Here is an 11,477-nt window from a genome sequence, read left to right on the forward strand (position 1 = left end):
CGCATGACTACTCCGATCATTAATTCCTTCTGCATATCAGACAGCTTTTGTAAAAAACATTCGGAAGCAGTAGCTAAAATCGAGCAAATCCGGCTGATGGATGGCCGGGAGTTACCCTACTGGCCTTACTGGTGCTTTTTGCCAGTATCCCACTGGATGAGGTTGTTTATGAGTCATCAGCAGCATCATTTTACCAAAGAACTATACCTGGAAATGCAAAAACGTCTGATACCGGGAACCTGGCATTACAGCAAAGGGGTTTATTCCCGCACCCGGCACTGATGCGTGCACTGACGGACACCCCTATGGCATGGTTTCTGGTCAGGGAAAAAAGATAACCCGGAAGAGAGAAATTTCTTATATAAATGTCTGCCGCCACAAATCATCGGCGGCAGACGGTAAAAACAGGCATAAAGCATGACTATTTAAATCTATTCACAAAATCCGCAACTACCCGCTCATATGTTTTTGCTTTGAGCTGAATAAGCTGTTGTTCGGTAATTCCATTAAAATCTGTAAATGATACTTGCTTGCTATACTCATAGTTTGTCGGGGAATAAGTTGCCCATTCCCCGGTATCGACATCCACCACAGCAAACCGTAACAGATAGCGGTATATAGTATCTCCTCGTGTGAGTTTTTCATTCTTATATTCCGACCACAAAACGCCCTTAGTTACAGGATCGAATCTTCCTGTTTCCAGCCTACCCCAATAAACTAAAATCGCCCTCTGTTTCCCTTTCGCTGCAATATAACGAAGAGCCTGCATATAATTCATATTTTCTGTATCAACAGCATCTTTGTTGCAAAGTGCTACGTTCTTCTTAGCCGGTATACCGGGAAATGTTGATACAGTATAATATTTACTCATTTCCTGTTGCATGACAGCTTCCGGAGCCTGATTTCCCGACTGGACCAGAATGACAGATGAATGCACAGGAACGACGATTTGCTCACCACCAAGCGCATCCTGAATGTCTTCTTCAGAGATATTCAGCGTGGCCTCATTACCAAAGACATCCTGTTCTGTTAATTGTGAGGTTGTGACTACTGGAATAGTTCTTTTTTCATTTTTCTTTGCATCAATTGAAGAAACCTTACACCCTGACAATCCCCCCGCGAGAGCCAATGCAATTACAAGTCTGAAAATCATATCTTTTCCTTTTTTCCATTCAATAAACCACCCCCCTCATTATATCCTTATAAAACGTTGAGAAAAATAATATTACAGACTCATTAAAGCGAAGGCGACCATTATATAAGCACAACAAATAGAACACTAACAGAATATAGAATAACTGTATGCAAACTTAAGAATTCACATGCTTTTTATTGAATGATTCAGTCATACACTATCGACGATAGCCCCTATCTCACACACAAGTAAAGCTCCCGCGCTTCATCAGACAATGCGTATACTAACATCCCGCGAATGCCATGAGACTCAGCCACCTCAATTATTCGCAATCCAACATAGTGAATCAGTGCCTGTTTAACTAGCGCAGCTTAATCTACAGGCAGAAAAAGGGGTCAACTCTCGGCTCCTGAATTTTAGCCAGTCATAATTTTAATGTGAAAATCAGTTCAACAATCAATTAAATATTCCCGAGTCCGGGCACCAAATTCATATTAACGGACCTCCACGGAGGTCCGTTTTTGCATTCTAAGCCCGCCAGAATCAACACTTCTGCATTTTCTTAACGACATCCTGACCACTGCGTAAGCAGCGCATGCAGCTTAGCCGGTTCAAGAGGCTTGCGGAGTACCAGGTACCCTTCCTGCTCTGCCTCCAGCAGAACCGGTGAATTAAATTCGCCGCTGACTATCGCGCCACTCATATCCGGCAGGCGTTCAAAAAGCGCTTTCAGGATGTCAAAGCCGCTTTCGCCGGATCGCAGGCGCTGGTCGCACAGCACGGCAAACGGCGTAAAGCCGTCGTCGATGATGGCAAACGCTTCTTCAGCGGAGGCCGCACAGCGTACGTTGATTCCCCAGACGCTCATCAGGCTCTCCCAGGCAGACGTCACCAGCGGATCGTCATCAACAACCAGGCAAGAACCGCGAAGCGGCGCATAGCGAACCGGCGCAGAAGCGTTGTTATCGGCGGCCGGGGTGTCCGTCGCGATCTCTTCGCCAGCGTATTGGGTGAAGCGCATCCAGAAGCGTGAGCCTTTACCTTCAATGGATTGCATCCCGTATTTCACCTTCATCAGCTTGGCACAACGGGCAACGACGGCCAGCCCCAGCCCGTGCCCGGCGCTATCGATCTTCCATCCCAGCTCGGGGCGGTAGTAAGGTGAGAAGATTTTGCCTTTCTCATCATCGGCGATACCGACCCCCGTGTCCCACACTTCCACCATACACTCGTCACCGCGCGGTCGGATGGCGACCAGCACGCCGCCCTTGAGCGTGTAGCGAAGGGCATTTTGAATCAGGTTAATCAGGGACTGTCGCACCAGCAGCGGATCGCCCATCACGTAGATGCGGCGTTTAGGTCGCCGGGTGCCCAGCCTAAGCGCGCGGCTGTTGGCCTCTTCGCGAAACAGCGTGATGACCGAGTCGAGCAGAGCGCCGATATCCACTTTGCCAGGGGCAGAAAGTACATTCCCGGATTCTATTTTGCTGAGATCGAGCAGAGAATTGAGCATCAAATGTACCGAGCGAACGCTCTGCTGTAGGTCAAGAAGCTGCGGCGTCAGGCTGTCGTCCCGGTTTCGGTGGAGGATGGCTTCGATCAGAAAGCCCATAGCGTGAACGGGCTGGCGCAGATCGTGGCTGGCGGTTGTCAGAAACTGATTTTTATCCAGCAATGCCTGCTCCGCGTCCTCTTTGGCCTGACGAAACTGTTCCGCCAGGCGCGAGCTTTTTTCCTCAAGCAGCGCTTGCTGAATAAAGAACGCATGTGACGTTAACGCATGGCGGTAAATCGCGAAGCCGTAAAGCAGATTCAGCATGAGCACGATGAACATCAACTCATCGAGCCGCCAGATAATACCGAGGTTCAGCACCCCCCAGGAGGCGAAGAAAAAGCGCGTAAAGGTGCTGATGACGGGCGTCAGATGCGTCGCATTGGCGGCGACGATAGCGGCGATGCTGATATTAAGTAACAGGAAAAAGTCAAAGTTCTGCGTCTGTGGCGTAATTAAATAGAGTGATGAAATGCCCAGCCCGTGAATAAACGCAATATTATTAATACGCGGAAGCCAGCGTCGCAGGACCTCCCTTTCATCGTTTTCTTTCGCTTCGCGCTGATAGCGACGGTGCAATATTCGTATCGCCACGGCACATAGCAGATAAATGATAATCCAGATAATCGTTGGGCCGAGTTTGTCCCCAAGCATATAAATCCAGATGGCGAAAGGAATACCAACAAAGGGCACCGCGCTAAAGCTGAATACCAGCCGCAGAAACGTGTTGTTTAGCAAACGGATCTGCGCCGGAGCAGAGATACCCTCGTTTTGTAAGCTCTGGAAAAACCTCATTCCGACGGTTCCTGTTTGCCATGCAGAAGCGTGATGGCTTCGACCCGACTGTTAACGCCTATCTTTTTCAAAATATTGCTGATGTGTTCTTTGACCGTGGGTTCAGAAATTGAAAGCTGGGCGGCGATGCGTTTATTTGGCAGACCGCGCATAATCATATTTAATACGTCAATTTGTCGCGGCGTTAAGTTAAATTTACTTAACCGCTCATTATTCGACTTAACGGAAATTTCGTTACCCTCAGGAAACCAGGTCTGATTATCAGTGAGGGCAAAAACGGCCCGTGAGAACATTTCTGGCGGCTCGCTTTTCAATACAAATCCGTGCCCCCCGGCGGCATGAACTTTCCGCCAGATATCATTATTGTCATCCCCGCTGACCACCAGGAGTCTTACCTGGGGGTAAAGTTCTTTTACTTCTTTGAGTAATTTCAAGGCCGTACCGGACGAGAGCCAAAAATCGATTACCAGCAAACGTGGCGGGCCATGGTCCCTAATTTGACGGTAGCAATCATCCTCATTCGTCACCACATACGCCTGCTTAAATTGGCAATGTGTAATCAGAAAATTGGCGATGCCGCTTGCTACCAATGGATGGTCATCAACGACTAACGCATAATTCTGTCCCAAAGGATCCTCCTTTTACCTTCGCATATCTTAGAGTACGGATGAATTATTCTCTACCTACCCTACTTTAGGAGGGTTTTTTCGATTAGGAAAGAGAAATATATTATTCGCTGGTTTGGGTAAAAGAAAACATAAATACAATCAGTAAAATTAACTGATTGGATATCAAGGATAATTTATGAAAAAGCCACTAATCGTTATAACCGTTACGTTGATGCTGGCGGGTTGTTCCACGTTGAAAACCGATCAGGCTATTCCACTTCTACAGGCAGAGACCGCTAAAATGCTGGGGCTGGGCTCATCAGATGAAATAACCGTGACCAACGTTAACGGCGCCCAGCCGGACGCACTGGGAGGACAAAAACTGACTTATCGCGCTACGACGGAAAAAGGGCGCATTTTCGATTGTTCATCAACGATGATGCCGGGAATTTTAGGATCCGCACCGACGCTAAGCGCGCCAACCTGTACACCTGTTGTCACACATAAATAATTAACGCCACATCAAAAGGCGTACATAAATAACGCCTTTTACATTATTCGACGTATCTGAGTTTTCATATAAAAACGATTTTCCTGACATCACGCTAATGAGTACGGAGATAGCCCGTGAATAACTCTACATCGCATTCTTTAGCGGTTAAGACGCCGCTTTCCAGACTTTACCTCGCTCTTTTTTCCGCACCGCTGCTACTGCTTTTACCTGTCGATGTCGCGCGTGCGGCTGATGCCATTTTTGATGGCGACTCGCGTATTACCGAAACGCTGGGTTACACCGGAGATGTTTATGTTGGACGTAACCAACGCGGAAACCTGCTGATCGATAACGGCAAAATCACCGCCTATAACATCAATATCGGTCGGCTGTTCGACGGCCAAATTTATGAAAGCGTGGTCACGGTCCGCGGGCCAAACGCTGAGCTTAATGCGGTGAACGATCGGTACGTCCTGCGCGGCGACCTGAATCTTGGTCTCGGCACCCTGCGGGTCGAAGAAGGCGCACTGGCGAGCGCAAAGGAGATCGTTGTCGGCACCACCCGCGGCTACGACAGCCACCTTATCGCCACGGGTGCCGGCTCTCGTGTGACCAGTAATTTTCTTAGCGTAGGCACCGATCTGGGGGCACGCTCCACGCTGGCGATTGAGGACGGAGCGGCGCTCAGCACCGCCTACGATGCGCGCATCGGCAACGGTACCGGGCCGGGAGAAACCGACACGCTAAGCCCGAAAGCCACCGTCACGGGGAGCGGCTCACAGTGGAACGTAGGCCGTACGTTGACGCTTTATGGCGACCTGGACGTGCTGAACGGCGGTGCGGTTAACGTGGGCGGCGTGCAGGTGGCGGGCGTCTCCGGGGCAGGTAAAACGGCTGAGCTGGTTATTGCGGGCAAAGACTCGCGTTTTACCAGCGGCAGCAGCGTGAGCGTGGGCGATTATGGCAATGGCGTGCTGTCGGTGATTGACGGCGGTTCATTTTCCGCAGGCAGCAATGCGCTGATCGTGGGGACATCGGGTTCCGGCTCGATCCGGGGAGCGCTCATCATCGGCAGCCGCGGCAATATGGACACCGGCACGGGTTTAACTGAGCCAACGCTTGGCACAGCGGGCGGCGCAGGTACCCTTGATGCGAAGACGGCAATCAGCCTGCGCGGCGGGCTGTTCGGCAGCTATGTGTACTTCAACCATACCGACGCAAATTACGTCTTCAGCAACAAGATGAGCGGTGAAGGTGAGGTGATCAACACCTCCGGGCAGACGACGCTGAACGGGGATCTTTCCGGACTCAAGGCGAACGTAACCGCGCGGGGCGGTAAAGTCATCATTGCCAGCAATATTAACACCCAGCCAGAAGACGATATTTTTGATATTCAGACGCTTAGCGCGGAGAACGGCGGCACGCTGATCCTCAACGCGACGGCGGGTTCAGACGTCAGCAACGGGGCGGGTTACAGCAGCGCCGCGTCAATCAAGGCCGGCGGCACGCTGGGTGGCAACGGCACGCTGGGCCAGACCGAGATCTTGTCCGGCGGGCATATCTCGCCCGGCGACGGCACTATCGGTAGGTTGACGCTGAAACGCTATCTGAACTTTATCGGCGAATCCTTCTATGACGTAGATATCGCGGGAGATGGCAGCAGCGACCAACTGCTGGTATCGGGCAAAACCACCATCAGCGATCAGGCTAAGGTACAGGTCACCGCGCTGGACCCGCAAACCAGCTATAAAACGGGCCAAAGCTACCGCATTTTAACCTCCGAGGGAGGGATTGACGGTGAGTTCGCTGGCGCGATTTCCAAATCCGCCTTCCTGGACGTGGCGCTCAAGCAAGGCACCAACGCCGTGGATCTGACCATCGCGCAGAAAGAGACCGGCGGCGAGAATCCTGGAGGCGAAAACCCGGGAGGTGAGAATCCTGGAGGAGAAAACCCCGGAGGCGAAAATCCGGGAGGTGAGAATCCTGGAGGAGAAAACCCCGGAGGCGAAAATCCGGGAGGTGAGAATCCTGGAGGGGAAAACCCTGGCGGTGAAAACCCGGGCAGCGGCAAGCCGGGGATTTTCCAGACCGTGGCCAAAAGCAGCAACCAGTGGAATACCGCCGGCGCGCTCTCCACGCTGACGCAAAGCGGCCCGTCGCTGGCGCTGTATAACTCGCTGCTGCTGCTCAGCGCACCGGAAGCGCGCGAGGCGTTCAACCAGCTGTCTGGCGAAGTTTATCCGTCAATGCAGTCCAACCTGATCGCCAGCAGCACGCAGGTTTTTAACGTGTTAAACCAGCGTATGCAGCGCGCGTTTGATAACGACAGCCTGCCGATACCACCGTTAGCAATGTCGCTGGTGCAGCAACCGGAGCCGCAAAATAATGGCGTCTGGGGCCAGACCTTCAGCTCCTGGAGTAAAAACAGCGGCGACGGCAATGTGGGCAAGCTGGACGGCAACACCACCGGCTTCCTGCTGGGGGCAGATCGCAAGCTGGCGGATCATAACGTGCGTGTCGGTGGCTATTTCGGCTACAGCCGGGGTGATTACGACGTCGACAGCCGTCGTTCCTCAGCGGATACCGATAACTACCATCTTGGCCTGTATGCGGCGGGTCAACAGGATGCGTTCTCCCTTCGCGGCGCGCTGGGTTACACCTGGCACAAGATTGAAGGCGAGCGCAATGTTGATTTCAGCGGCTTCTCGGATCGGCTGAAGTCGGATTACGACGCCAACTCGCTGCTGGCGTTCACCGAAGCGGGCTACCGTTTCGGCCAGCCTGATATGAATATTGAGCCGTTCGTCAATTTATCGTACATCCGGCTGCATACCGACAGCTTCAGGGAAGACGGCGGTGCCGCTGCGCTGAGCGTACGTAACGAAACGATGAACACCTTCTATTCCACACTCGGGGTTCGCGGTGTGACCGAGCTGCCGAAGAACGTTAACCTCTACGGTTCGCTGGGCTGGCAGCACGCTTATGGCGATAAGAATACCTCTTCGCGCATGGCGTTTGCGGGCAGCGACGCGTTCATTACTCAGGGCCAGGCCGTCGATGAAGACGTAATGGTGGGTGATATCGGCGTGAGCGTACAGCTGTCGCGTGCTGCGACGCTGGATGTGGGTTATCAGGGACAATATGGTGCGGATACCCGCGTCAACTCGGTTAACGCCAATCTGCGCTGGTCGTTCTGAATTATGTCCATTAAAAGAACCCGCCCTCGTGGCGGGTTTGTGCTTTTGGCTTCTGACTGAGCTAGGGATCGTTCCCAACTGCGTCCAGCAGTTTGTTTTTGAAGATGAACAAACACGCCTCGTTGAAGTTCCCCGCCCCTAACCGCTCCGACAGCACCGTTCGCTTGCGATAGAGGCTTTTGACCGACATATTCAGCTTATCTGCAATCTCTTCCATTGACCTCCCTGCCTTCAGCAACCGGATCATTACCGCTTCGTGTCGACTCAGGCGTAAGTTAAGCAGCCATTTGGTTGTCAGACGCCTGCCTTTCATATCGAGCACCAGATTGAATAACGACGCCATATCCGGAGCCGTAAGCGACGTGTTCATAAACAACTTCATACTGAGAAGATCCTCCTCTCGAGGGTGCATATCCAGCATAACGCAGCAGATCGTTTTTCTCGTTCTGGCCGGATGGCGTATCAGGTAATCATATAAACGGAGCGGCGTACGGCTATCAATCAGTACAGTATATTCATCTGCACCGGTATCAAATATGTTTCTGTCAATCGAACTGAGGCAAATTATATCCGGGAAAAATAGCCGCATCCCCCTGACAAGGAAACAATCCTGAGTCACTAACACAATTGAAGTCGCCACTAACCATCCCTTTTAGATTAAAGCAAGCCCGCCTCTTAAGAAAGAAGAACGCTTTCGCTTATAGCGCTTTACATTAACGGCAAATGTTTTCTGGCTTTGATCATCCCTCAATATGCACATTGGTGAGCTAGACTTTTCGTAGACTATCACTCAATGGCTGACGTTAATTATAAATAAAAAAGAATTTCAGAAAAGTCACTTCCCTGAACATTAAGAATTTTTGTCATGAAACTTCCCAAACACGCACCGGAAAGTACTTTAATTAACTGAGAAGAACTTCATTTCGAATATAACAAAAAGAAAAACAACCGAATAAAAAATCAATATTATCAATAATTTAAAAACAAACGCCGCGAATTAAATTATCTAAAAAACCGTCATCTTCCAGAATTATCTCAAAACACCCCACCCGCTTTTCAACTTATTTATCCCCCAACACATCGGGTGTACATTACCCCCAACTGAATCACCGAGATGAGGGCTCATAATTACCTTTAAGTAAGTATCCCGTAACGTAGCACCATTCAGATTTAATGTTCTCCTTTATGGCCTTTAACGCTGAGTTAAAAGGCGGCCGTGTTATGCAATGGATTCATGATAAACAAATGGCAAATAGATATGGAAAGATCGCTTCGCTTCACTACGTTATTCTTTTATCGCACCACAATATTATTACTCCTGCCTTTACTCTTTCCTGTTCTGGTTCAGGCTGATGAATCCGCTTATGCGCATCAGATTCAACAGGCACGTAACGGTAATTACGCTCAGTTTCTTGATTATCTACAGCGCTATGAGCAACAACATGCTTTAACGCCCGAACAGGTTGCGGACTGGTTACAGGTTGCCTCCTGGGCAGGGCGCGATGATGAGGTTATTCAGGTCTGGCAGCGTTATGGCGTCTATATGCCGCTGCCCGCTCGCGCCATCGCTGCTGTCGCGCAATCCAGGAGAAACCAAAAGGCCTGGCCATCTGCCCTGTCGCTGTGGAAAGAGGCGCGCAGCCTTGCGCCGGATAACGACGATTACCGCATCGGCTATGTGAAGACCCTGGCCGATGCCCGCATGGATCGTCTCGCGCTATCGGAAGCCCGGCAACTGGTAAAGGAAGAGCCTTCTTCCGCGCACCTTGAGACGCTCTCCTATGTCTGGATGCGCCAGGGAAAAAACAGGGATCGGCTGCTGGCGGACATGCGCGCGCTGAGCGCCGCGCCAGGGAATGAGGCCCTTCTTCGCGAGACGATCGATGCGCTAACGGATAACCGGGTAAGCACGCCCGCACTCTGGCTGTCACAAAACGCGGCGCTCTCTCCTGCGGAGCGCCGGCGCCTTGAGCGTAACGCCGCGGCTGAACGGGTACGCCTGGCGGATGTGCCGGGCAGAACGGAGAAAGAGCGCCTGCGGCTGGCACAAAGCGCATTAGATCGTTACCAGGCCCTGCTTTCTCGCTGGCAAAACGACCCGCAGGCGGCTGAAGACATCGTCCTTGCCCGTATCGATCGGCTTGGTGCGCTGTATGCGCAGGGTGATTACCGGCAGGTCATTAGCGAATATCAGGCGCTGACAGCCGCACAGCATCCGGTGCCGGAGTGGGCCATCGGCTGGGTGATCTCTGCATATTTGCAGGAGAAAAACGCCGTCGCCGCCTTCTCGCTTGTGCAACGCTATCCACAATACGCCTCCGATCCGCAGGACGAGGAACATGCGCTTTTCTACGCCTGGCTGGATACGGGACAGTATCAGGCCGCCCGCCGCTACGTTGAGCGCGAGACCCGCAGCGTTCCCTGGACCCGCTACGATTTCGGGTCCCCCACCGCCCAGCCAAACGATCGGTGGCTTACCGGGCAGTCACTCAACTTTAACTATTTGCTGGCAACCAACGCCCTGCCGGAGGCCGAAAAGCTGGCGCATCGTCTGGCGTCAACGGCACCGGGCAATCAGGGGTTACAGATTGATTATGCCGCCCTGCTTCAGGCGCGGGGCCTGCCGCGCGCGGCCGAGCAAAAGCTTAAGCAAGCAGAGGCGCTTGAACCGTCGAATCTGGAGCTTGAAAAACAGCAGGCTTACGTCGCAATGGACCTTCAGGAGTGGCGACAGATGGATTTACTGGCTGAGGACGTGCTGTCTCGCGCGCCCACCGATCGCAGCGCCCGCCGCCTGGACCGGCTCAGAGCGGTCCACCATATGTCTGAACTGCGTCTGAACGCGGGTAAAGGATTGCACTCAGATAACCCCGTCAGCGGTACCCACGACATGAGCTGGGACGCCACGCTCTATGGCCCGCCCGTGGCGGATAGCTGGCGGCTGTTTGCCGGCGCCCGCTATGCACAGGGCAATTTTGACGAAGGCAAAGGCATCAGCCGCCACCTGTTGGGCGGCGTTGAGTGGCGGCCCCGTGACCTGACGCTCGAAGCCGAGATCTCCAGCAACCGCTATCACGGTGAAAACAAGCCGGGTGCCCGGCTCTCAACGACTTACAGCCTTAGTGACAGCTGGCAGTTCAGCGGTAGCCTCGAACGGTTGTCCCGCACCACGCCCTTACGGGCGCTACGCAATGGCATAAGCGCGAACCGTGGCGAAGGCGGAGTGCGCTGGTATCAAAACGAGCGCCGGGAGTATCAGCTTAGCGCCGCCGTCAGCCGCTTCTCAGACCATAACCGCCGTCAGGAATATGTCCTCACGGGGAAAGAACGCCTCTGGCAGACCCCGTCCCTGACGCTGGATCTCGAACCGGGGATCGCCGCCAGTAAAAACAGCCTGCGGGATACGCTTTATTACAACCCGGCACGGGATCTGTCCGTCACGGCCGCCCTGTCCGTTGACCATGAGATGTACCGCCACTACGACACCCTCTGGAGCCAGCAGATTGTCGCCGGCGGCGGCAGATACTGGCAGAAAAATCAATCACCTGGCGCCATTACCCTGCTGGGTTACGGGCAACGCATTCAGTGGAATAACGTCGTGGATACCGGGGTAATGCTGAACTGGGATAAACGCCCTTACGACGGCAAACGCGAAAGCAATCTCTCCGTCTCGTTTGATGCGACTTTACGCTTTTAA

8 protein-coding genes and 1 pseudogene are annotated in these 11,477 nt (G+C 52.7%); 4 read left to right on the forward strand and 5 right to left on the reverse strand.

What is annotated here, in order from left to right; translation table 11 throughout:
* The first annotated feature begins 3 nt into the window (after positions 1-3).
* Positions 4-282, forward strand: a complete 279-nt coding sequence (locus DBR02_RS26565; protein WP_129741724.1) for a hypothetical protein — start codon at positions 4-6, stop codon at positions 280-282.
* 139 nt (positions 283-421) lie between these two features.
* Here the strand turns inward: DBR02_RS26565 and DBR02_RS06295 are convergent, their stop codons facing one another.
* The 4 genes and pseudogenes from DBR02_RS06295 to DBR02_RS06310 form a co-directional block, all read right to left on the reverse strand.
* Positions 422-1,153, reverse strand: coding sequence for a hypothetical protein (locus tag DBR02_RS06295; RefSeq protein ID WP_107533776.1), 732 nt, complete (start codon positions 1,151-1,153; stop codon positions 422-424).
* 221 nt (positions 1,154-1,374) lie between these two features.
* A pseudogene (locus DBR02_RS26950) lies at positions 1,375-1,479 on the reverse strand (GNAT family N-acetyltransferase); the annotation flags it as partial.
* A 218-nt stretch (positions 1,480-1,697) separates the two neighbouring features.
* Positions 1,698-3,482: a hybrid sensor histidine kinase/response regulator gene (locus DBR02_RS06305; RefSeq protein ID WP_107533777.1), complete on the reverse strand. Its 1,785-nt coding sequence runs from the start codon at positions 3,480-3,482 to the stop codon at positions 1,698-1,700.
* Entirely contained in the window at positions 3,479-4,111 is a 633-nt protein-coding gene (locus DBR02_RS06310; RefSeq protein WP_064909943.1) for a response regulator transcription factor, read from the reverse strand. The genes DBR02_RS06305 and DBR02_RS06310 overlap by 4 nt, the downstream gene beginning before the upstream one ends.
* A 175-nt stretch (positions 4,112-4,286) precedes the next feature.
* On the opposite strand from DBR02_RS06310, the gene DBR02_RS06315 reads away from it, so the two are divergent.
* Positions 4,287-4,601: a lipoprotein gene (locus DBR02_RS06315; protein WP_107533778.1), complete on the forward strand. Its 315-nt coding sequence runs from the start codon at positions 4,287-4,289 to the stop codon at positions 4,599-4,601.
* A gap of 116 nt (positions 4,602-4,717) precedes the next feature.
* Positions 4,718-7,780: an autotransporter family protein gene (locus DBR02_RS06320; RefSeq protein WP_107533779.1), complete on the forward strand. Its 3,063-nt coding sequence runs from the start codon at positions 4,718-4,720 to the stop codon at positions 7,778-7,780.
* A gap of 61 nt (positions 7,781-7,841) precedes the next feature.
* Here DBR02_RS06320 and DBR02_RS06325 read toward each other — a convergent pair whose 3' ends face one another.
* A complete protein-coding gene (locus DBR02_RS06325) occupies positions 7,842-8,369 on the reverse strand; it encodes a helix-turn-helix transcriptional regulator (protein WP_063451244.1) in 528 nt (175 codons plus the stop codon).
* A 669-nt stretch (positions 8,370-9,038) separates the two neighbouring features.
* On the opposite strand from DBR02_RS06325, the gene pgaA reads away from it, so the two are divergent.
* Positions 9,039-11,477 (forward strand): poly-beta-1,6 N-acetyl-D-glucosamine export porin PgaA, encoded by a 2,439-nt coding sequence (pgaA, locus tag DBR02_RS06330; RefSeq protein ID WP_107533780.1) that lies wholly within the window; start codon positions 9,039-9,041, stop codon positions 11,475-11,477.

The sequence above is a fragment of the Enterobacter cloacae complex sp. genome (assembly GCF_900322725.1).
Classification (GTDB): Bacteria; Pseudomonadota; Gammaproteobacteria; order Enterobacterales; family Enterobacteriaceae; genus Enterobacter; species Enterobacter quasihormaechei.